Below are 24,848 nucleotides of genomic sequence, written 5' to 3'. Positions count from 1 at the left end.
TCCTGCGCTTGATGCTTAGAAGGGTGTAGCTTGTGGTTTATAGTGCTATTTCTTAAATCCTGCTGGGCGTTTCCAACGAATTGGTGCTGCCGGTTCAGGTTTTAGCTGAAATTCTTCTTTTTTCAATAATCGCAATGCCTCTTGCACTCCTCTTTCTAATTGAGGATCTCTACCCTCCAATACCTGCTTTGGATCTTGGATTACTTCAATATCGGGCGCAACGCCATCTCCTTCTACAGCCCATTTTCCATCAGCGTCAAAAAATCCTCCACGCGGAGCTACCATACGGCCGCCGTCAATAAATGGCGGTGTATCCCAGGTTCCAACTAGTCCGCCCCAAGTTCGTGTACCAACTAAGGGTCCGATTTTCGCTTCTTTAAACATATAGGGTAATAAATCGCCCCCAGAACCTGCTCGTTCATTAATCAACATCACTTTCGGGCCCCAAATTCCCGCCATTGGTGTAGTCCATGGTCGGTTATCATTAGCTTTACTATTGAAGTAACCAAACAGCTTGCGATTCATTATATCGATCATATAATCGGCTGCAGAACCTCCACCATTGTTACGTTCATCAATAATCACCCCTTTTTTATCTTGTTGTGAGAAATAGTAACGGTTAAATGATGTGAATCCGCCTCCACCGGTATTAGGCACATAGACATAGGCTAGTTTTCCGCCTGATAACTCATCGACTTTTTTTCTATTTGCCTCTATCCAATCATAAGTTCTTCTAGCGCGCTCTGTACTCAAAGGAATAAGCATTATATCTCGAGCACTTTTTAAATCTGGAGAGCTATTCACCTTAATTTTAATGGTTCTTCCTGCTGTTTGCTCCAATAAACTATAAGGATTCGTTGGTGCTTTTAAATCAGTCCCATTAATGCTTAATATATAATCTCCTTCTTTTACATCATTACCCGGCATTGATAACGGCTTACTGATATCGGGATTCCAACTTTCGCCAGTGTAAATTTTTGAAATTTTGTAGTATCCGTTTTCTTCGATAAAATCACAACCCAATAGTCCAACTTGTACTCGATCAATGTCTGGCGCATCACCTCCAAAAACATACGAATGTCCTATGGCTACTTCTCCACTCATGATATCTACTACATAATTAAGATCGGTCCGGTGACGTACATGATCGATCCAAGGAGCATACCATTTGTACACCTCGTCCCAGGGGGCACCATGTACATTGTCGACATACAAAAAGTCTCGCATATAGCGCCATCCTTCCTTAAATATCTGGTGGTACTCGGCTTTCGGATCAATCTTGATCCGAACATCCATTTTTAATTTTCCTTTTCCTGGTTTTGGAGCACTTGCAGTACTTGTAATAACCCAAGAACCATTTTGCTGAAGCAGTGCACTTTTTCGGTCTGAAGATATAACTGCATTACTGATACCTGAAGCGTAGTCTTCCGCTTTCATTTTCTCGACATCATAGCTATACATTTTTAGAGTGAATTCATTTGGTATTGCCTCCCAAATAAATACTTTCTTTTCTGTACCCGCTGAAAGGCCAACATAATTTCTAGCATCCAATTTCAACGGGATTATTCGCTGCGCTATTCCGTCGCTATCGATGGTAATGTTTAAACTTGGCTCTTTCGCTTTTTCATCATCCTTCTTTTTACTTTTACTCTTTTTACTTGGCTTTGAATCAGCAACCTCTTTTTTCACATCTTCCTCATCACTTTTAGGAAGATTAGGTGCCTTATATTTTTTTGATAATACCACACAATACAAACTTCTATTGATGGCTGGATCATACGAACTCATATCTAGCCAACCTGAATTCAGTCCGTAGTCTGTACTTGCCAAAAAGTATAAATATTTTCCTTTTTCGTCCCACGCCGGACTAACAGCGTCCGCCATTCCATCGGTTAATTGGACGGTTTGTTTTGTTTTTGTATTATAAGCGAAAATGGCTTTAAAATGGCTGTCTAATTGTCTAGTATACGCAACCCACTGGCTATCGGGTGACCATACAGGATTCATGGTACGGTTAGGATGCGCGTAACGATCTGTCGCTACTTTTATTGACTTTCCTGTAGCTATTGTGGTAATCCAGATATTGTAATCTGTATCAGTGTATGCAATATGTTTTCCGTCAGGAGACCAGTCTGGTGTGAAATAAAATGTATTCGCAGGCAGTTTGATTTCCTTTTGCACGCTTCCTTGTTGATCAGCTACCACTAATTGATACTCTCCAGACTTGTCAGAAAACCAGGCTATCTGATTTCCCTTAGGTGACCAGATGGGATAACGATCGGCAACCCCAGAACTATTAGTTAAATTTCTCCAGGTACCATTCTCTTTTGGAATAGTAAAAATCTCGCCCCTATGTTCAAAAATGGCTCGTTTTCCTGATGGTGAAATATTAGGATTTGTTAAACTTCTAGCAGATACATTTTCCCATCTAGTGCGCGAAAAATTAAGATCTCCTTTTACATTAATGACCAATTGTTTTGAATCGCCAGAAGATGGATTCATTACATGCAAATATCCTCCTTGTTCATAAACAATTCTATCGCTACTTGAATCAAGATTTTTGACATCGAAGTCTTTATGAAATGTATGTTGTTTTTCTTCTTTTGTTTTGGGGTTGTAGGACCAAATATTACTCGCATAATCCCTTTCTGATAAATAATAAACCTCGTCATTTAACCAAACAGGATACAAATGACGTTCCTGATCTTTTTGTGGCGTACGCACTAGTTCCTTGGTTTTCATATCGACTATCCAAATTGGCATTGCCTGCCCGCCTCGATAATTTCGCCACTCAGCATCCCATGAAGTAATAGGTGTATAGGCAATGTGGGATCCGTTAGGAGAAATCTCGCCATAGGCAGCTCTAGGGATATCTAATGAAACCGGTAAGTCTCCTTGAGTAGAAACCTTATAAAATTTATTTGTCTGTGTTGGTCGAGCCTCTCTACCTGATCGGAATAACACCTCCCCTTCTGGAGTCCAACCCTGAACGAAATCACCACCCGGATGCCATGTCAGTCGTTTTGGAGTGCCCCCTTCAATAGGAATAATATAGACGTCGGAATTCCCGTCGTATTCTCCAGTAAAAGCAACCCATTTTCCATCTTTTGAAAATTGTGGTCCTTGTTCGTATCCATCATCGGTAGTTAACCGTACCGCATCACCTCCGGAAATTGGAACTTTCCAAAGATCATTGGCATAGACAAATACAATATGTGTTTTTGAAATTGTGGGTTGACGCAGTAACTGTGTGCCTTGCGCTGAAGATATAGCAAAAGACAAACACAGCAAACCAGTGATAAGCTGTTTCATTTTTGGTGGGTTAACACCATTTCTAACTCAAATTTACCCAATAAAAATGGGTCTTTTTCCTTAATTTTTCTAATGTATAAATCTGAGTAACAAATAGTGTGGTTAATAGCTTATGAAATTAATCAATATATTTCTTAAAGTCTTACCAAAAATTGGTTTCAAATAGACCGGGTGCTATTATTTAAAGGTAATTCGAAATTTTAAATCTGTTGATATCCTCTACCCGCTCTAAAACTTAACAAAATGCCATGAGTACTACCTAGTGGCGAATTACCAGTACCTTGCGTATAATTGTACATCGCCCTTATGTTTTTAAATAAATATAAGCCTGCTGCTATATTAAAGGAACTACTGGTGCGGAAGCCTACTCCTGCCTCAAAATTATTTTTGTACCGGATACTCAAATTGGTGTCTACTTGAAAAGGAGCTCCGCTTTCATATTTGAATAGCAAACTGGGTTTGATGATGAAGCTGGGATTGTATTTATTGGTCACAAAATGATAGCCAGTATACCCATAAATAGGTCTAGATAGATTTAAGTTATTTTGATTCGACAGTCGATCTCCCAAAACATTGGGTGCTGATACCCCCACAAAAAAGTTACCATGACCAAACAATACGCTTAAACCAGCTGTTGGTAAAGTGCTATTAATATTCTCTGCAAAGTTAGGATCGTTTTGAATGCCTAACTCCAAGAGATTCTCTTCATACTGCAATACCCCAGCTGTTACTCCAAAAGAAAGTACTGTTCTGTCATATAATTGCCAATAAGGGCGATTACTTTTAAAGTCAAAAAACAACTTATATGAATAGGCTATTGAAGCTTGTGTGGCATTGGTTACTCCAATTTGATCATTCATAATAATGGCTCCTAAGCCCATTTTACCTTCGCTAAGTGCTGTATTAAAGGTTAGATTAAAGTTCTTTGGCGCACCATCAAGTTGATTATTAAACCCTGAGTTACTCAGTACTGCTTCCGCTTCATCATGAGTTCCCGCATAGGCGGAATTTATAATAAATGGATTGTAATTATAATCAGTAAAACTAGGTGTCTGTTGTGCCTTGATCGTATGCAATCCCATTACAAATAAGATCGTGATATATAGCTGTAGCTTCTTCATTGTCTTATCGTTTTAGGACTACAAATCCAGTTTTTGTTTGTGTAGCACTGCCTTCATTTACAATAATATTGAAGAAATAGGTTCCTTCAGGAAGGTCTCCTGCACCTAAAGAAGTTGCTTTATTGGCAACACCTCTAAATACATTCCTTCCATTGTCATAATTATTTATCTGAAAAACCAAGTCATTCCATCGGTTATAAATCTCGACCGTATTATTTGGGTATTCTTCAATTCCATCAATATTCCAAAACTCATTAATTCCATCTCCGTCGGGCGATAATCCAAATTTTATATCAGGTAGAAAGTCCTCATTAACTTCTTCGGTTAATATCGTAGTAAATGAAACTTCAGCACATCCTGCAGCATTTCCAGTATCATTAAATGGAATAATTCTAACAAAATAAGTAATCCCTTCGGTTAGGTCGTTTGAAAAATTGTAGTTCGTAGTTGTTACTTCATCTGCATTAACAATATCACTACCTCCTGTACTTGTTCCTACAAAAACTTGATAACCAGTAGCAGTGGCAACTTCATCCCATTCTAAATTTGTTGTTATAGCAACATCTGTATCTTGATCCTCTGGTGATATTAATTGTGTACAATCTGGTACAGCAGGAACATTTATTACTGCTGTTGTGAACTGCTCCGTCGCACAACTAATGGCGTCTCCTACCGCGTTATATGGAGTAATCGTTACTTCATATATAGTATCCTCATCCAAATCAGATGCGAAATCATAAGTTGTACTTGTAGTTACATCTTCGTTATCTATAATTGTATTTGTAGTATTCGTATTTACAACTGTAATTCGGTATCCCGTTGCATTCGATACTGCTGACCATGCTAAATTGGTATCTAAAGCTACACCAGTAGCATTGGCAAGTGGGCTTGTTAAGTTCGTACAGACAGGTACCGTTGGCACATTTACTATTTCTGTTGTGAACTGTTCCGCTGTACAATTCATCGCATCACCAACAGCATTATATGGAGTAATCGTTACTGAATAAACAGTATCCTCATCCAAATCGAATGCAAAATTATAGCTAGTATTTGCATTTACGTCTTCGTTATCTACAATTGTAGTAGTTGTGTTGGTATTAGCAACTGTAACTCGGTATCCTGTTGCATCCGTTACCGGTGACCATGCTAAATTGGTATCTACAACTACATTAGTAGCATCGGCAAGTGGACTTGTTAAATTAGTACATCCAGGTACCGTTGGCACATTTACTATTTCTGTTGTGAACTGTTCCGTTGTACAATTCATCGCATCTCCTACTGCATTATAAGGAGTAATTGTTACTTCATAAATAGTATCCTCATCCAAATCAGATGCGAAATCATAAGTTGTACTTGTGGTTACATCTTCGTTATCTACAATTGTATTTGAAGTATTCGTATTTACAACTGTAATTCGGTATCCTGTTGCATCCATTACCGGTGACCATGCTAAATTGGTATCAACAGCTACATCAGTAGCATCGGCAAGTGGACTTGTTAAATTAGTACATCCAGGGACAGTTGGAATCGCTGCTGTCCTAAAGCTTTCTTCTATACAGGCAGTGGCATCTCCCTCCTCATTATATGGGATAATTGTAACATAATGTGTAGTATTCTCTCGAAGTACATCTCCAAAATTATAAAAAGTATCCAATCCAACATCAATATTGTTAGCGACTTCAATTCCATCTCTAGTAATTCCAACAATTACGAGGTATCCAGTGGCATCCGCTATAGGTGTCCAAGTTAAGTTTGTCGAAACATCAACGTCGGTTGCACCGTTTAATGGGCTTATTAAAGCAGTACAGGTAGGAGGTCGTGGTATAATTTGAGTAGTGAACTCTTCTGTACTACAACTTATAGCATCTCCTTCAGCATTATATGGTGTGATTATGACTTCATATGTCGTGTCTTCATCAAGATCATTAGAAAACTCAAAACTAAGATCATTATTAACGTCTATATTGTTTACTATGACACTACCATTGGATGTATCTGTTACATTTAATCTATAACCATCAGCATTAGATACTGGGTTCCATTCCAGGTCAGTATTAACAACAACATCATTAGCGTTATTAATTGGTGTAGTTAAGTTTGTACATTCAGGTAATTGGGGTGTTGCATTGGTTGTTATAATGAAACTTTCTTCAATACAGGGTCCGACTGCATCTCCTTCATCATTGAATGGAATTAAGGTTACATACACCGTTTCTCCTCCAGAAAAATCACTTGCAAATTCATAAAAAGTATCGTTTACAGTTACGTTATTAACTAGTGTGATATTACCAGGGTCAACGCGAACTGTTAAGCGATATCCTCTTGCAAAAAGAGCCGGATCCCAAGTTAAATTTGTGTTTACTGGAATATCAATAGCTCCATTAAGTGGCGAAGCTAGCTGGGTGCATTCTGGAATTGGACAATCTAAAATATCTCCTACTATATTCCATCCAAAATTGTCAATAATCGATTGTCGCTCTTCTAAAGCATCGCAATAAGGAAGGCCTAAAGCGCCAAGCGTAATTCCGCTTGTTAATGTTTGATCAGACCACGCAATTAAAGTGTTATCATAGTTTGTTCTTGTTAGAGCAGTGTTATCCAACATATTTGTCATATTAGAAACATTACTTACATCCCAGTCTCCTAAATATTGATCAAAAACAGAGGCATCAGTAAACATCGACTGCATTGTTACTAATCCTAAATCCCAACGATCTAGTGATTGATTAAAAGTAACAGCATTTCTAAACATACTACTCATATTTTCAACACCTCTAACACGCCAGCTATTAATTGTTTGATTAAATAATGATGCTCCATCAAACATTTCTTGCATTGTTAGTACGCCCCTAACGTTCCAAGAATCGATTTCGCCATTAAAAGAGGTAGCACCGCTAAACATTCTTTCCATAGTTCTAACCGATGCAACATTCCAACTATTCATAGTCTGGTTATAGGATGTGGCATTTTGAAACATTGCCAACATCGTAGTAACAAAGGAAACATCCCATGCATCTATAAGTTGATTAAAGCTAGAAGCACCACTGAACATTTCTTCCATAGTTAAAACCTCTCCAGTATCCCAATTTTGTAATGGATTGTCGAAAGTGGTAGCATTTTTGAACATTAAATCCATTCTGGTAACCGATGCAACATCCCAAGTATTCATCGGACTATTAAATGCGATTGCCTCTTCGAACATTGAATTCATAAGTGTTACGGAACTCACATCCCAACTTGAAATATCTTGATCAAAAACCTGCGCATTTTTAAACATAGAAGACATATTTGCTACTGCACTAACATCCCAGTTATCTAATGGTTGATTGAACAAAATTGCACCTTCAAACATCGAACTCATATTGACCACTGAATTAACATCCCAACTATTTAAAGGCTGATTAAAGGATATAGCATTATTAAACATTGAGTTCATATCGGTTACTCTAGATACACTCCAATTATCCATGGGTTGATTGTACATCGAAGCACTATCAAACATATTAGACATGTTAGTCACAAACGCAACATCCCAAGTGTTTAAATCCTGATCAAATGCAAATGCTCTCTGAAACATTCCGGACATCATGTTCACGGAAGAAACGTCCCAATTGGACAATGGTTGATTAAATACGGTCGCCTCATCAAACATATTTGCCATGTTTTGCACCGAGGAAACATTCCAGCTATTGAGTGGTTGGTTAAACGCATTTGCTCTAAAAAACATGTCAGCCATATTTAAGGCACTTGTAACAATCCAACTATCAATATTCTGATTAAATGCTCTTGCTTCTTGAAACATCCCTTGCATTGAGCTTACATTGCTTACATCCCAGTTATTTAGTGGTTGATCAAAATCAACACACTTTCGGAACATCGTAGTCATGTTGGTAACGTTGCTAACATTCCACGTATTAAGCGACTGGTTAAAAGCCATATCAATGTTGAATCCATCGAACATTCGCGCCATATCAGTAACACTACTAACATTCCAATTATCTAGCGGTTGATTAAAAAGTGGGGTGCCGAGAAACATATCTCTCATTGTGGTTACATTACTTACATTCCAATCATTTAAAGGCTGATTAAAGTCAGACATCCCAATAAACGTTCGGGACATATTGGTTACATTACTTACATCCCAATTATTAATATTACCATTGAAGTTCGAAGACTCAAACATTCTTGACATATCAGTAACTCCTGAGAGATCAGGAGTGTCAGTAGCAATATATCCAGTAAAACTCCTGCAAGAATAAAAAGATGACTGCATGGACTCCCAAGCAATAGTTCCCCATTGGTCAATCGTTAATAATTTAATATTATCTCTATTAGGGCTGCTATAATAATGCGTAGGATAAGTCCCAATAATTGATATCGTATAAATACCAGGAACTAGGTATGTATGGGTAATTTCTCCAGAAACATTATTGTTGTATTCGCCATCACCCCAGTCAATGGAAAAATTATATGTAAATCCATTATTGGTTTCAATACGCAATTGATTTGCCAAAGTGGAACTTGTACTTGTAATACTAGTATCAAATGTAAGCTTAAAGGCATCTGGACTATTATTCCAACTTTCGACGATGGTAAAACTTTCCTCTACACAACCAGTAGCTGGTCCCTCATCATTATAAGGAATCACCTGGACATATACGGTATCACCCGGAGTAAAATCATTGGTAAAATCAATGGCTACAACATCCCCTACATCATCATTATCTAAAATAACTTCTACAGTAGCTCCATTTTCCCTGCGTACACTTACTCGGTAGCCTGTAGCACTAGGTGCTGGAGCCCAACGTAGATTAAAATTTGAAGGAACACTAGTGTCCCCATCTCTTGGTGAAAGTATTTCCGTACATACTACAAAACTACAATTAATAGTATCTCCTGTAATATTCCAATTAGATGTATCAATAAGCTGCTGACGTCCATCTCGACCATCACAATATGTTAATCCATTTGCTCCTAAACTCACTCCATCCGAAACTGTCTGTGCTGCCCATCCAATAAGAGTATTGTCATAATTAGTTTCTGACAATGCAGAATTACTGAGCATATTGGACATATCCGTTACATTGCTAATATTCCAGTTGGCTAAGTTTTGATCAAAAACATCCGCATTTAAAAACATCTCAAGCATATTTTCTACTTGACCAACATTCCAACTATTTAAAGGTTGATTAAATGATGCTGTATTTATAAACATCCTTAACATGTTGGTTACGCTACTTACATCCCAACTATTTAATGGTTGATTAAATGCAGTAGCACCTTCAAACATGGAAGCCATTGATGTAACAGTAGATACGTTCCAGTTATCTAAAGATTGGTTAAAAGCAAGTGCATCTCTAAACATGTTGTTCATATCGGTCACATTTTGAACGTCCCAATTGTTTAAAGGCTGATTAAAAACACTAGCTCCTTGAAACATAGAATTCATTGCTGTGACCGAAGAAACATTCCAATTATCAATTGGTTGATCAAAGTTCGCCGCATCTCTAAACATAAAACTCATATCAGTCACATTACTGACATTCCATGTTGTTAATGGTTGATTAAAATCCATATCAAGAATAAAACCATCAAACATGCTTGACATGTTGGTCACATTACTTACATTCCAATTATTAAGTGGTTGATTGAATGTGGTAGCCCGATAAAACATACTAGACATATCAGTCACAGAAGAGACATCCCATCCATCTATAGATTGATTAAACAAACTGTTTCCAGCGAACATTGAAGACATATTCGTGACATTGCTTACATCCCAGCTAATTAAGGGAGAATTGTAAGGTGAAGACTCAAACATTCTTGACATATCTAAAACACTACTTACATTCCAGCCATCTACTGAAAAAACAAAGCTATTTGCTGACTGGAACATTCCCGACATATCGGTAACGTTTGCAGTATTCCAATTACTAATGTTTTGATTAAAACTTGAAGCTCTACGAAACATTCTTGCCATTGTAGTTACTGATGTTGTATTCCAACTATCTAAAGGCTCATTAAATAATCCAGCTCCGTTAAAAACGTCTGACATATCGGTCACGGAAATGGTATTCCAATTATCAAGAGGGCGGTTAAAAATATCTGCATCGAAAAAGATGCCAGAAATATCTGTAATGCTTCCAATATTCCAACTATTCACAATCCCATTAAAGGATGATGCATTCCGAAACATATTTTTCAAGCTAGTTACTCTTGACAAATCGGGATTATCTATAGCATCAAAATTTAAATTCTCACATCCAAAGAAGGCATTTTCCATACTCTCCCATTCGATATTACCCCACGACAAAATCTCAATGATTTTTTGTCTGTCTCCAGTATTATTGAAATAAATTGCCGGAAAATCTCCTGTAATTTCTACGGTGTAAATCCCAGCCGCTGTATACGCATGTGTTATATTTCCAGTGACGTTGACATCAGTACTTCCATCTCCCCAATCTATAGAAAAGTTATAAGTAAAAGCCGAATTGGTAGGTATAGTAATCTCATTCCCTGCTGAAGATCCCGGTTGAGAAGTATTCCAAACAGCAGAAAAACCCTGCCCATAGCTAGTTGAATAAAAAAGTAGCGCGCATAAGGCAAACGCCAAACGTAATAGGTTAGTTTTCATGTAGTTTGTTTTGGGAACAAAATCTGCATAAACATATTGATTAGCATATGATTATGCAAAACTTTTATTGTCCAATACAAAAATCACAGATAAAGTGTACAAATTAATCCCTGAAAACCGTGAAATAGAAATTGATAAAATGGAAAAACCCATCTATCAAAATGACAAATGGGTTCTCAAAAAAAATTTTATTTAAAATCTACTCCGCAGCCTTAAACTCCTTAATTGCCTGATTAGGTTCTATAATATTATATCCTTTCCAAAATTCAGGGTCGTAGGCTGGCAAGTACACAGCCGATATTTTATTATCTTCTTTAAAAGCTTCAAACCTACTTTTATCACTCGCATCAACATCAAAAACTACGATTTCATACTTGTTAGCTGCTGTTGTCGCCATATCAAGTTTTACATATAATTCATTTTGTTTACGACGTCCTTTTACATGTTTATTTTTTTCAATGATTTTGAGGGGGCGTCTTATTCCAAATCGAGAAGCATTCGTTTTTTCTAAGTATTTAAGATCGTATTTATTCAATTCATTTTTCTCAAAAAATAAGGTGCCAGTACTTTCATATTGCTTGAAAGAAATACCGAATAAACTGAAACTTTTAAGTGGCTTAACATTGACATAATCTAGGCGCACGATTGCGAAATCATCCGCATTTACATATATACGACCTTTATATTCTTCTTTTCGTTTAGGAACAAAATCTATAACATATACAGCAGCCTCCCCTAAATAGGTAAAATCAACATGAGTAAATTCGTATCGGTTTGATTTTCTGATGAAATTGCGGTTACTGTCTTCATTAAAGAATAACGATTCTAAAACTGCTGCCAGAGTGTTTTTACGCCATTTAGCAAAGTTCTTTTTTCGCTCCGCTTCTCGTTTTTTCTGTTTTTCAATCTCCTCTTTTGCGGCAGCTACCTGTGTTGAATCTTTCTCTTCCTCACCAACAAAATCTTCCATATCAACCTTTTGCCCAAATAAGCCAGACTTAATCTTGAAATACGAATTTGGCTTTACATTCTTTTTGATAATGTCGTTAAACTTATCCTCTAGAGCAGTCATTCCAATTTCGTTGGTTTTGTCATACAATTCAGAAGCTTTGATCATGTGAATCTTCTGATTTTCCTTAGAATAATCCCCATACAAATCGCATAATATTTCTGAATAATAATCGTATTTTTTAGGAAGTGTATTCAGGACGCTATCCAGAAATGGCTCATTTAATTCATCGATAGTCGACTTTTTAAACTCATAATCAGTCTTTACAAAATTCTGGTGGTTCGACTCTCGAAAAAAGATCTTCTTCTTAGTAAAGTTGAAATTGTAATTAGTTTGAATATTTTCTTCAACCTTTTCAATAACTTCTTCAGCTGATAGATTTTTATTAGTTACAATTACCGTATTCAACTCGATTGCCTTAGGATTTAACAGAATAACGTCCTCAGTAAATTCCTGCAATGGTTTACCCAACTGTTCATAGCCTATAAATGAAATAAACAATGAATCAGCCGGCTTAGTGTTTTTAGGTAATTGAAAAGTGAATTTTCCTTCAGCATTGGTAATAACGCCTTTCTTACTTGCCAAGAACACATTTACAAAAGGTAAAGCCTCGTTGGTTTTAGCATCAATTACTTTCGAGCTAATAACTTGCGATTGTAGTAGTATCGGAGCGGTTAAAAAGATAAAAATGAAAAGTTGTGTAATTTTTAGTTGCATAGTTTTAATTTATAAATGCGAATAAATACATATCACGGCAATCTTTGCGATGTATTTAGAATTCGTTAAGTATGTTTTATTAATTTTTTAACCTTACCACCATGAATGATGCCAATTTTTAAATAAGACGAACTAGTAGCAAAAAAGTAACGGCTATTACTTAAATAAAATTATTATTTAAGCCCCTTGATTTATGAATTGATTCGCTCAACGAATATTTTTAAAAAATGCCGTATTTTTATTCATGAATAGGCAACTACCCCTTAATGCTATTTCATTAGACATTCCAACCACAAACTAAATGAAGAATTTTTCTCATAAGGTATCGTTCTTATTGATTGCCGCATTGGTATACTACAGTTTCAAAAGTATTATGCCTAATGATTTCTCCAAAAGCGATGCTCCTCTCGAACAGTTTTCTACAGAACGAGCGCTCATTCAAATCTCACAAATCGCAGAAGAACCCCATTACGGCGGTACGAAAGCACACACCAAAGTGCGAGAATACATTATTACAGAGCTTGAAAAAATCGGTTTAAAAGCCGAAGTGCAAGAAGGATATTCCTTGACGCAGTGGAATAATATGACAAAGGTAAAAAATGTCATTGCTCGTATAAAGGGGACTGAAAATTCTAAAGCACTATTACTTTTATCGCATTATGATAGCAATCCCCATTCGGCCGTTGGAGCTAGTGATGCCGCTAGTGGGGTTGCCACAATTTTAGAGGGCATACGTGCATATTTAACCAATAACAAGCCAAAAAATGATATTATAATTGTCATTACTGATGGAGAAGAACTGGGTTTAAGTGGTGCCGATGTATTTGTAAATCAACATCCATGGGCAAAAGATGTTGGACTTGTTTTGAATTTTGAAGCACGCGGCAGTGGTGGTCCAAGTTTTATGTTTGCCGAAACCAATGGTGGAAATTCTAAGCTGATAAAAGGCTTTAAAAAAGCACATCCTGAGTATCCCGTTTCAAATTCATTATTATACAGCATTTATAAATTGCTCCCTAATGATACCGATCTTACAGTTTTCAAAAATGATGGTAATATCGACGGTTTTAATTTTGCCTTTATCGATGATCACTACGATTATCATACGGCCAATGACAACTACGCCAACTTAGATCGAAATACGTTAGAACATCAGGGTAGTTATATTATGCCCCTATTAAAGTACTTTGGAGGTGCAGACTTGAGTGATCTTAAATCTGAAAATGACCATGTGTTTTTCAACTTCCCGATTTTCAACATGATTTCTTATCCGTTTACACTGGTTTATCCTATGCTCTTGATCGGTTTAGTAGCATTTGGTTGGTTATTAGTGTATGGTGTTCGTCGTAAACGACTGCAAGTAAATGAAATATTTAAGGGCTTTATCCCTTTCTTAATCCTATTTCTATTTAGTGGTTTGATCGGATATTTTACATGGCCTTTGTTAAAAGTAATGTATCCTTCATACAAAGAAATTTTACATGGCTTTACCTATAACGGACATTGGTATATCGCCTTTATTGCGTTTTTAGTGCTTGGTATTGCGTTTTTAGTGTATCATAAATTTTCAAAACCAGAAATAACCGTTAGTCATTTGGTTGCGCCAATAAGTTTTTGGTTAATTATTAATATAGCTTTAGCTTTATATCTAAAAGGGGCTGCATTCTTTATAATCCCAGTTTACTTTGCTTTGTTTGCGTTATTTATTTGTATACGCCAGAAAAAACCAAGTCTTGTCGCTATGTGTTTAGTCTGTGCGCCAGCAATTATTATGTTCACACCTTTTATTGAAATGTTTCCTGTCGGACTCGGGCTTGAAATGCTGATTACAGGGAGTGCATTTACCGCTTTGTTATTCGGACTGACCTTACCCGTTCTGGGTTTTTATAATCGAAAGAAATTAGTGTCTTATATCATGTTTGCAGTTGCTTTAGCATGTTTTGTAACGGCTCACTTTAAATCAGGATTCGATGAGACCCGTCAAAAACCAAATAGTTTAATGTACGTATATGATGCGGATACCAATGCGGCTAACTGGCTTACTTATGATACTAAATTAGATAATTGGACACGTCCATTTATAGATGAAAATGCAGAGACCGCTCCTAGTACAGATATTATGTACAGCAAATATGGTACTGGTTTTACCTACAGTAAGAAAGCTGAAAACAAAGCACTACCAATTCCCATTATCGATATTTCAAAGGATACTATTATAGGTGAAAAGAGAATGGTTTCATTATGTGTCACTCCGCAACGGTATGTAAACAGATTTGAATTTTTTGCTGATAAACAGTTTAACTTTAACTCGTTTAATATTAATGGAGTTGATAAGAAATTATATGAAAGTGAAGAATTTGCTTTCGAAAGTCGTAGAAGCAGTCGATTGTTTGCATTTTTCATGAATGATCAAGAACCATTAAACCTAGAATTTAGTTTTCCAAAAGACGAAAAACCTAGTTTGCAATTTTATGAATCATCATTTGATTTACTGACTAACGAATTATTCGATGTTCCCGAACGAGCAAAAGACATGATTCCAAAACCATTTGTATTAAATGATGCCGTTGTGGTGAAAAAGGAATTGCGATTTTAAATGGCTTCCAAAGTTGCAATAATTGGCTGTGGTTGGTTGGGCTTTCCTTTAGCTAAAAATCTAGTCCAAAAAGGATTCGAAGTAAAAGGCAGTACTACTTCATCAGAGAAATTGGGAGAACTAAAAAGTGTCGGCATTCAACCCTATCGGGTTGCTATTTCCGAAGATAAAATAACAGGAGATATTGATGATATGCTGGCTGATTGCGAGCTTTTAATAATCAATATTCCACCCGGGTTACGCAAAAATCCTTCAGCTAACTTTGTAAAGAAAATTAAACTTCTAAAATCGCATATAGAAACATCTACTATCAAGAAAGTTTTATTTGTTAGTAGCACTTCAGTTTACGGGGACGCTACTGATGTTATTACTGAAAAATCCGTCATAAATCCTACATCAAAAAGTGGAAAACAACTTGTCAAAGCAGAAAAAACTCTAAAAAGCAGTAATTACTATCAAATAACTATTGTTCGCTTTTCTGGGCTTATTGGAGCGAATCGACATCCCATTAAATTTTTATCCGGAAAAACCGGCTTAGACAACGGAAATACTCCTGTTAATCTTGTTCATTTAAATGATTGTATTGATAGCATTTTATTCACCATCCAAAATGACCTTTGGGATGAAGAATTCAATATTTCATATCCTGATCACCCGCCTAAAGAGTCATATTATAATAGGATTGCTAAAGATCGAAAGCTCGCTTTACCTCTTTTCAATAAGAAAATCACAACAAAGAGTAATAAGGTGATTTCTTCAGAAAAAATTCAAACACTAGGTTTTAGGTTTAAAAGCCCCATTTAAAGCTTTAGCATCTCCTTAAGATTTAAAGTCATTTATTTTGTTAGCTTTGGGCGCAATTAAATTAACTATAGTATTATGAAGCAATTAATTTGTGTATTGGGCATGATAGCGGCATTTGGTATGACAGCTCAATCAAACAGTGAGCTTACAAAACATTATGAGGCGTATTATGCGCAAATGAAAAAACAAGGCGATGTACAAGGTGTTATTAATGCATTAACGCATTTAAACGTGTTAAAACCAGACCAAGGACGTACTGATACCTTGGCCTATTTATACGCCAACGGAAGAAACTACCTTCAAGCATTAAACACGCTGGGAATTGAAAAAAATGCAACCGATTCTGATTTAGCGGTTGAAGTAAAGGCAATTTCTTTAAAAGCAATGAATCAACTGCCTCGGGCAATTGAGCATTATGAAGAATTAAACAAACGCACTCCTAATGCCTATTTGGCTTATGAGCTTGCCGACTTGAAAATTCAAACGAATGATGCTGCTGGTGCTGCTACCCATATAACTTATGGTTTGGCGAATGCTAAAGACGATATGAAACGTGCTTTTTATGAAACACAACAACCGTATGAAGTAGGTTTAAAAGCAGCTTTCACCTATTTGCGTGGCTTAGTTGAGTTACGAAAGGATCAAAATAATTTAGACGGAGCAATGGTTTATATTAACCAAGCCTTAAATATGGATCCTAACTTTAATATGGCTCGTATTAGCCGTGATGCTTTAGAGAATAGAAAAAAGCAAGCCGCCGCTGCGGCAACTAAAAATTAAAGAATAGATTCAATAAAGAATAAAAAAAGGGAACCATATTGATTCCCTTTTTTGTTTGGTATAATAATAAGCGAAACGCTTAGTTAGTTTTAAATTGAAACATTTCTGATGTTGATGTATTACCTTGACCATCGGTTGTTACGACATTCCAAAAATAAACCGTCCCAGCCGAGGCTGTGACGTCTAATGATGTAGTTCCTGAATCAGTAGTTCCAGCACTAGCTAAACTTGCACTGTCCGTTCCAAAAAACACTTCATAACCGGTAATATCATTATCAATATCACTACCTGTCCAGCTTAAACCTACTGTTCCTGCCGCAATGGAAGAGCCCATTACAGGAGCTATTACTGATGCTGGAAATGGCGCATAATTTTCTACAGGTTCACCAGTATTATAAAAACGCGCTGTACTTGTAGCCGCTGTACTTGTTGTGCTAGATGACTTAGAGGTTATTTGCCATGAGAATGGGGCTCCTCGATTGATTGTTACTGTAACATTTGTTGCGGTGAGCCCATTTCTAGTAGTTACTACATTAGTATTCAAATTTGTAATAGTTACATCATAGGTATCAGTATTTTGACCAGCATTCCATTGAAAATTAACATCACTTGTATTTTCCGTAATGTTTGTTCCTTCATTGCATTCTGTGTTATCTAATGGAAACACAAAAGTAGCCGCAGTTGGCGCTGGCCCTTCTGGCGGTGGCGGTGGTGGTCCGTCATCACCTCCGCCTCCGCATGAAACTCCTACTAGTGCTGTTGCAGCAAGTGCTATAATTTTTATACTTGATATTTTCATCATTATCGTTTAATAATTTTGAAGTTCATTAATGATTCTTGTGTTTTAATATTGAGAATGTAAGCCCCATTAGTTAGATTTCCTGTATTAACCTCAATCTTATTATCAATAACTGGGAAGTCTTTTCTTAAAATACTTTGACCGGTTATAGAGGTTAATGAGATAAATACTTTATCCTGATTAAATGGCCCCATATTTACAAACAGGCGATCTCCAGTTAATGGATTTGGATAGATTAAAATCTTATTATTTAATACAATAGTTTCCTTAAAAACGCCTTGACAATCTTTATCAGTTCGTACTGTCAAAATATTTTCAGTATTCTTAAGGTCAAGTGTGATTTCCTCTTCAGTGGTTGTATAGACATCATCATTAATTTGAATGACATAACGCTCTCCTCCTCCTAAACTTAATCGTACTCGGTTAGTAGCACTTAAAATTTCCGTGCTTACAGCAAGTTGCTCTGGCTCACCAATAATAAGATCGAAACACAATTCATAATCTGCCTGACCATCAACCGTAATACAAGCGTTGTATTGGCCAGCTGTAAGATCAGCCGACTCATACATTTCAGTAAAAATTCCATTGGCAGTAAATCCGCCACCGCCAGTAATTTCAATATTATACGTTAAAGAAGTGTCTTCAGCAGTTATACGGATTCGTCCGTTGTCACTAGTGCGGCATGTTTCTCCAAATGTCTGCACGCTAAAGTTGTTCGCAGCTAATGTAAACACTGGGCATCCAGTTACATCAACAGCAGTTCCTGCTGGAGTATCAGGGCAAAGATCGTCAGCATTTGGTACACCGTCATTATCTGCATCGTCATCACATAGATCTCCAATCCCGTCTCCATCTTCATCAGCCTGATTAGCATTCGGGTTTAATGGGCAATTATCATCAACATCTAAAATACCATCACCATCATCATCAGTATCACATACATCCCCAATACCATCGCCATCTGTATCCAACTGATTTGCATTAGCATTTAACGGGCAATTATCATCAACATCTAAAACTCCATCATTATCGTCATCGTCATCATCTTGCTCTCCTAAGATCACAAAATCATCAATCATCACACCTTCTTCTGTCACACCAGGATCTGATTGGAATACAAAACGGAAAATAACGTTGCTTTCTCCTCTTAAATCAGTTTCTCCTGCTGTAGCGTTTGCTGTAAAATCGTATCGATAATTTGCTAAGGTAGTTTCAGTACCTGTCCATTGGGCTCCTGGACAATTTTGACAATCATCTGCAGTGCCTGAGGAGGCATTTGTTCTATCACTGTTATACCAATTTGGTTGACTAGCAGTTGTACCAAGTACTTGCCATGTCTTACCTTGATCAATCGTATACTCTACATAAGCAATATCAAAATCTTGTTCAAGATCAAATGCCATATTAAATGACATGACCGGTAGTGTAATGGTGCTAAAATCATAACATTTGGTTACCAAATAACTTTTTATATTATTTGGATGATCCCCAGTAAGTGCAGTCACATAAGCATTTGTTCCTGTTGCTGCTGCATTAAGAAATGTTTTAGCTGGTGCTCCGCGCTCCCAAAGTGAATTCGATGTATCACCTTCGTTATATGATAAAAGGGCATCATCAGCAGTTTCAAATGAATTTACTACTTGAGTTACACCAAAATCATTGACAAAAAACTCAGAAGAAAGATCATTGTTGCCATCAAAAGCGTCATTGGCAATTGTGCCATTAACATCAAGCACATATTTACCCGCTGTTAAGGATAGTACTGGAAGGTTTACTGTAGCCTCACTCCCAGGAGTAATTGTTTGCGTAACAGTAGTGTTTTGCACTGCGCCACCATTTACTGAATACGTAAAATCAATTGATGTGATATCATTTGCGCCATTATTAGCCACTACTATTTCAGGAATTACCTCACCGCAAATTACCTGGCTCGGTGCTGGGTTATTAACTGAAAGTAATCTAATATCATTATCCGGAATCTGAACTGGAATTGGTGATTGCCATATACCACGACCATAAGTTGCTACTGTAAGAACCTCATCATCAAGGTTAATTTCCATATCAGTTACCGCTACATTAGGTAATCCCGTAAAGTATTCTTCCCATTCAGTTAAGGTGTCATCCCATCTATATACTCCCAAACTAGTTCCAACATAAATAGGATTATTAGTATCCCTACCTTGATGAGCTATCGCGAATATTGGTTGATCAACAGGAAGGTCGAATGTAATGTCATCATAGGTATTTCCTCCATCAGTAGATTTGAACACCTTAGGAGCTCCATTATTAGGAGTACTTTCAAGTGAGATATTAGATAGGGTCACATACAAAGTATTAGAATCAGAATTGCTAACCACCATATCTGATATATCAGAATCAAATGTACCTACTACACTAAATGATGCTCCTGCATCAATACTCTTTCTAAGAAAACGACCATTTACAATATAAATGTTATTAGGATTATTTGGGTCTATAATTATCTCATCAATGTTAGTTCCTATGGTAGTAGAAACTCTTTCCCATGCATTTCCATTCAACCGGTAAACCGCATCAAAACCTGAATAAAGATTGCCCTCACTATCTATTTGTAATGGTGTAACCCAGTTGCCACTAATAGCTGAACCAGTTCCATCCTGAGGAGGACTAACTTGAGCTGATAAATTCAACCCGCCGTTTACAGTGATATTTAACGACCCGCCGTTTTGGGTCATACCATAAAGAATATTACTATTATTTGGGTCTATTGCATTGTCCATTCCGTCGCCGCCATGATAATTTCGCCATTGTCCAGCAGCACTTCGTGCATGACCCCCATTGTCTTGTAAACCCCCTATTATGATATTGGCATCCTGTTTAGCAACAGATAGTCGATAAAACTGACTAATTGCCATTCCTTCTGTCTTATCAGTAAAAGTCGATCCGTTATCTGTTGATACATAAAGTCCACCATCACTGCCGCAAAATAATATATTCCCAAAAAAACGAAGCATATGGATATCGGCATGCGTATATGAAGGGGTACTTTGAAACCACGAATTAAGAACATTAAAATTATCCCCTCCATTTGTTGATTTCCACACATTTAAACAGCCTACGTATACCTCGTCTTCATCTGTTGGTGAAATTGCCATCGCGAGATCAAACCAAGCCTGATTACTTTCATTAATGTTATCAGTTTCTGCAGTTTTTGTGAAGGTTACACCGCTATCGGTAGATTTATATAAACCTTGAAAAGGGAAACCATCCGTTGCCGCTGCACTCAGTACATAAATTACATTGGAATTAGCGGGAGTAACATCAATAACCAACCTTCGCGATGTTTCCGGTAACCCCTCAGTAATATTAGTCCAAGTAGCACCCCCATCGGTTGTTCTATAAAATTGACTTCTTGTTACTGCATATAAGGTATTGCTGTCTCCAGGCTTAAGTTTTAAGTCCAGAATATTTCCTGTTCTCACCCGTTCCCAAGTAACAGCTGCATCAACGGTTTTATAAACTCCCGAACTCGTAGCTAACCAGAGTATATTTGAATTGGTTGGATCGATATAAATCTCGTTCATGAGATTTGGCGTGTTGCTTGGGTTTAGCCCTGTTTGATTCCAAGTCGAACCACCATCTATAGATTTGAATACCCCGGCACTAACACTATCCCCTGCATCATCATCTCCAGTAGCAATATATATGATATTTGAATCGTTAGGATCAATTGCAATACCTGAAACTCCAATTTGTGGAAGAGCATCAGTTGTAGTGTTCCAAGTTGTACCAGCATCCGTAGATTTCCATAAACCTCCCGAAGGTGCGCCGGCGTACCACACATCAGCATTATTAGGATCAATGGCCATTACATTTACCCTACCTTGTCCTCTTAAACGACCGTTTTCGGCCACATGCTCAAATGGTCCTAAAGCCTGCCAATTTGCAGTTGGATTAAGTCTTAAGGTACTATTTTGTTTTGCTTCGAAGGCGTCCCATAATTGTTTTGCAGTTGGCAAATTACCATTTACGTCAGCATAATGACTCCAGTGATATTCCCATCGTTTAAATGGCTTATAACCGCTCCCTTTTTTTGTGTGGTCTTTATCATTCCAATATTCTTCAAAGGACTTAGAAATTTCAAATAAATTGTAACTAGTTTGGATCTTTTGTGAATCACCGCCAAACTTTGCGTCAGCTTTAACTGATTCCATCCAAGGAGCGTTTTCATTAAATTGGGCGCTCATTGCAAAACAAGAACACAACCCAATAACGAGTAAAAATCTCTTCATCAGTGTTAATTTAAATAAGATAAATGTGAAAAATCATTATACTTAGTGGTAGGTCGGTGCAATTTTTTTCAACTTTTCACAAGGAATACAAATATAGTAGAAATCATTAAAATTAGCTTTACTTTAACATATACTGTGAATTTGACGTAATTTCCATCACTTAATTACATAAAAGCTACATTTTTTTATTTTTAAGTCTGCTCTTTAATATACTATCATTTTTCTTTTTAGCTATAACTATATCTTTTACATTCTCATTAGGAATCGCGATAGAAAGAACATAATGTGCTATTTTCCACTCTTCATTTTCCTTTTTTAAAACTCCTGAACCTCTGCACAGTTCCATTTGCGTATCCAATAATTCATCAAACCAAGCAAAACCAGCTTCAACATTAACATAAATATTACGTTCAACAGCAGTAAAACTCCAAGCTTTTCCTTTGTCAAAATAGGGTTTACTAAAAGCGCGAAACTCTTTATTCTGCCAATTTTCAGTGGCATCGGTACCAAGAAATACCCCGTCCTTAGTCATCAGTCCAAAATAGTTTTCGAAGTCCGCATTTGAAGCAGCTTTGTGCCAATCTGTTAGCACTTTATCTATTTGCATTTTCTCATCTTCTTGAGAAAAGCCTAACAAACTAATTGCTAAAAAAATATTCAGAATTATGTGTTTCATAATAGTTATTCTTGAGGTTCTTTGCCCGGTTCTGGCTCAATGATTAATACATCGGTATCAATATCGCTTGCATAAAGTTCATTGATTTGTTCTTTCATCGCATTCATCTCCTCTGAAATCTGCTTAACAGTCGTTTCCAGGATATCAAAAGATTCATTGGTTTCTACTTCGTTTGCCAATTTTCTCACAAAGGTTTTCAATACAGTCAGTTTACTTTTAAACCTCGGAACGTTTAATTTTTCAGGAAAATCAGATTCTTCTAATTCTTTAAACGCTTCCTCTAACACCTCAAGTTCCGTTTTAAGGATTCGGTAATCGGCTTCTAAAATGTTGTTTAATTCCCGCTCAAGATTATTGAATGCCGTCCATTGGGATATCTCTTTTTTTGCCTGGCCAATAATTCCAATTTTTTTGTAACTAATTCCTTTTTTCTTTGGTTCTATTTTTACAATATTGGTATCGATCGACATTTCCTTTCCTTCGGAATCGGAGGACTTCTTCTCATCACAGCTAGAAATGATAATTGCTACTAAAACCAAAAAAAAAGAGACTGTTTTCATGCAATCAAAGATATGTTTTTAAATGTTGAAGAATTAAAAATTTTATATGCTTTAAATTAATTATTTCTTAAAAAGAATGTCGTTTATTTTATTTTTGTTGAAGTTTTATCAAATCAAATGACGAAATCACTCATAATTGGAGCTTGCGGACAAATAGGATCCGAATTGACCTTGGAACTTCGTAAACAGCGCGGAACTGAATCTGTTGTCGCAACAGACATACGAGAAGGTAGTAGTGCCCTAATGAATTCTGGTATTTTTGAAATACTAGATGTAATGGACAAAACTGCAGTGATAAACTGCGTTGAAAAACATGAAATCACAGAGGTCTATCTTATGGCCGCTATGCTATCCGCAACGGCAGAAAAATACCCGAAGAAAGCATGGGATCTTAATATGACTTCGCTGTCTCACATTTTAGATCTTGCACATGACGGGCTGATTAGCAAAATTTTCTGGCCTAGTAGTATTGCTGTTTTCGGACCAACTACTCCCAAAAAAAACACTCCTCAGGTTACCATTATGGAACCAACTTCTGTGTACGGTATAACGAAACTAGCTGGTGAGCGTTGGTGCGACTATTATTATCACAATCATAACATTGATGTAAGAAGTATTAGATATCCAGGATTAATTAGTTGGAAAACCGATCCAGGAGGAGGAACTACGGACTATGCAGTAGAGATTTATCATAAGGCTCTTACAAATGGGCATTATAATTGTTTTTTAAAAGAAGATACGGAGCTTCCTATGATGTATATGAATGATGCAATAAAGGCAACTATCGCTATTATGGAAGCCGATTTTAGCGATATTACAGTTTGGGCATCTTATAATCTAGGCGGTGTTAGCTTTAATCCTCAAGAAATAGCAGTGACCATACAAAAACACATTCCAGGTTTTTCAATTGATTACCAACCAGATTTTAGGCAAAAAATAGCCGATAGTTGGCCAAATAGTATTGATGATCAGGTTGCATTCGACGATTGGGGTTGGCAACACGAATTTGATCTTGATGCAATAACCAAGGACATGCTATTGAATTTAAAAATTAAAAAAGGGATTTCTTAGTTTTTCTGATATACTTTACTCGTAAGCATTGGTAAATTTTCATTAATCTGCTCAGTGAGTGTAGTTCCAGAAAGATTTAATTGCGAGGTATTTACACCTTCTCTTATTAATACAATGTTGCCTTGAAGCGCCCAGCTTCCCGCATTTTGAACTCCGTTGTCGCAACTAAACGCAAACTGGTCATTTGTAATCGACGTAATAACTGGATTTACTGTTTGTAAACTCCACTTAAAGTCCGCTGTAAAGGTCAAAGTCCCATCTAAACAACTTAATTCTTCTATTAAATTAACAGAAGAATCACCATCATTATCAACATCCTGCGCTGCACTTACATTAACCTGTGATAACTGCCAAGTTCCAATGACTTGATTCAACTCTTCTTGACTTGGGCCAGTATCCCCATTATCATCAGAACTACACGATATTATTAACAAGGTTAAACAAGCACCTAAGACTTTATTCAATTTCATAACTTTTTATTTTTTCTATGCACTAAAA

Annotated in this window: 13 protein-coding genes; 4 read left to right on the top strand and 9 right to left on the bottom strand. The window is 36.7% G+C overall.

The genetic code is table 11. The annotated features are described in order from the left end of the window. Window positions 1-45: 45 nt before the first annotated feature. The 4 genes from GWK10_RS12140 to GWK10_RS12125 form a co-directional block, all read right to left on the bottom strand. A complete protein-coding gene (locus GWK10_RS12140) occupies window positions 46-3,312 on the bottom strand; it encodes a S41 family peptidase (RefSeq protein WP_164032654.1) in 3,267 nt (1,088 codons plus the stop codon). Window positions 3,313-3,512: 200 nt separating this feature from the next. Continuing rightward, on the bottom strand, window positions 3,513-4,433 hold the full coding sequence (locus GWK10_RS12135) for a PorP/SprF family type IX secretion system membrane protein (protein WP_164032653.1): 921 nt from the start codon (window positions 4,431-4,433) through the stop codon (window positions 3,513-3,515). A gap of 4 nt (window positions 4,434-4,437) precedes the next feature. Then, a complete protein-coding gene (locus GWK10_RS12130) occupies window positions 4,438-11,067 on the bottom strand; it encodes a BspA family leucine-rich repeat surface protein (protein WP_164032652.1) in 6,630 nt (2,209 codons plus the stop codon). A gap of 199 nt (window positions 11,068-11,266) precedes the next feature. After that, the gene (locus GWK10_RS12125) at window positions 11,267-12,793 is read right to left on the bottom strand and encodes a carboxypeptidase-like regulatory domain-containing protein (protein WP_164032651.1); all 1,527 of its coding nucleotides are present in this window, start codon (window positions 12,791-12,793) and stop codon (window positions 11,267-11,269) included. Window positions 12,794-13,094: 301 nt separating this feature from the next. Between GWK10_RS12125 and GWK10_RS12120 the strand changes: the two genes are divergently transcribed. The 3 genes from GWK10_RS12120 to GWK10_RS12110 all read left to right on the top strand — a co-directional run bounded on the left by GWK10_RS12120 (window position 13,095) and on the right by GWK10_RS12110 (window position 16,973). Further along, window positions 13,095-15,389: a M28 family peptidase gene (locus tag GWK10_RS12120; RefSeq protein ID WP_164032650.1), complete on the top strand. Its 2,295-nt coding sequence runs from the start codon at window positions 13,095-13,097 to the stop codon at window positions 15,387-15,389. Continuing rightward, a complete protein-coding gene (locus GWK10_RS12115; protein ID WP_164032649.1) occupies window positions 15,390-16,193 on the top strand; it encodes an NAD(P)-binding domain-containing protein in 804 nt (267 codons plus the stop codon). A gap of 75 nt (window positions 16,194-16,268) precedes the next feature. Beyond that, window positions 16,269-16,973 (top strand): tetratricopeptide repeat protein, encoded by a 705-nt coding sequence (locus GWK10_RS12110; protein WP_164032648.1) that lies wholly within the window; start codon window positions 16,269-16,271, stop codon window positions 16,971-16,973. A 79-nt stretch (window positions 16,974-17,052) separates the two neighbouring features. On the opposite strand, the gene GWK10_RS12105 is transcribed toward GWK10_RS12110, so the two are convergent. The 4 genes from GWK10_RS12105 to GWK10_RS12090 all read right to left on the bottom strand — a co-directional run bounded on the left by GWK10_RS12105 (window position 17,053) and on the right by GWK10_RS12090 (window position 23,279). Further along, window positions 17,053-17,775: a hypothetical protein gene (locus GWK10_RS12105; RefSeq protein WP_239540755.1), complete on the bottom strand. Its 723-nt coding sequence runs from the start codon at window positions 17,773-17,775 to the stop codon at window positions 17,053-17,055. Beyond that, complete coding sequence (locus tag GWK10_RS12100; RefSeq protein WP_164032647.1) at window positions 17,775-22,043, bottom strand: thrombospondin type 3 repeat-containing protein; 4,269 nt, start codon at window positions 22,041-22,043, stop codon at window positions 17,775-17,777. The genes GWK10_RS12105 and GWK10_RS12100 overlap by 1 nt, the downstream gene beginning before the upstream one ends. A 175-nt stretch (window positions 22,044-22,218) precedes the next feature. Further along, entirely contained in the window at window positions 22,219-22,719 is a 501-nt protein-coding gene (locus GWK10_RS12095) for a nuclear transport factor 2 family protein (protein WP_164032646.1), read from the bottom strand. Between the two features lie 5 nt (window positions 22,720-22,724). Further along, window positions 22,725-23,279, bottom strand: a complete 555-nt coding sequence (locus GWK10_RS12090) for a hypothetical protein (protein ID WP_164032645.1) — start codon at window positions 23,277-23,279, stop codon at window positions 22,725-22,727. Between the two features lie 117 nt (window positions 23,280-23,396). Here GWK10_RS12090 and GWK10_RS12085 point away from each other — a divergent pair, with 117 nt between their 5' ends. After that, window positions 23,397-24,350 (top strand): NAD-dependent epimerase/dehydratase family protein, encoded by a 954-nt coding sequence (locus GWK10_RS12085; protein ID WP_164032644.1) that lies wholly within the window; start codon window positions 23,397-23,399, stop codon window positions 24,348-24,350. Here the strand turns inward: GWK10_RS12085 and GWK10_RS12080 are convergent. Further along, window positions 24,347-24,820, bottom strand: coding sequence for a DUF5004 domain-containing protein (locus tag GWK10_RS12080; protein ID WP_164032643.1), 474 nt, complete (start codon window positions 24,818-24,820; stop codon window positions 24,347-24,349). The two genes, GWK10_RS12085 and GWK10_RS12080, sit on opposite strands and share 4 nt — an antisense overlap. Window positions 24,821-24,848 lie beyond the last annotated feature (28 nt).

The organism is Spongiivirga citrea, from assembly GCF_010671565.1.
GTDB lineage: Bacteria > Bacteroidota > Bacteroidia > Flavobacteriales > Flavobacteriaceae > Spongiivirga > Spongiivirga citrea.
The sequence above is the reverse complement of the archived record's forward strand: the minus strand, read 5'-3'. Positions and strand labels throughout refer to the sequence as shown.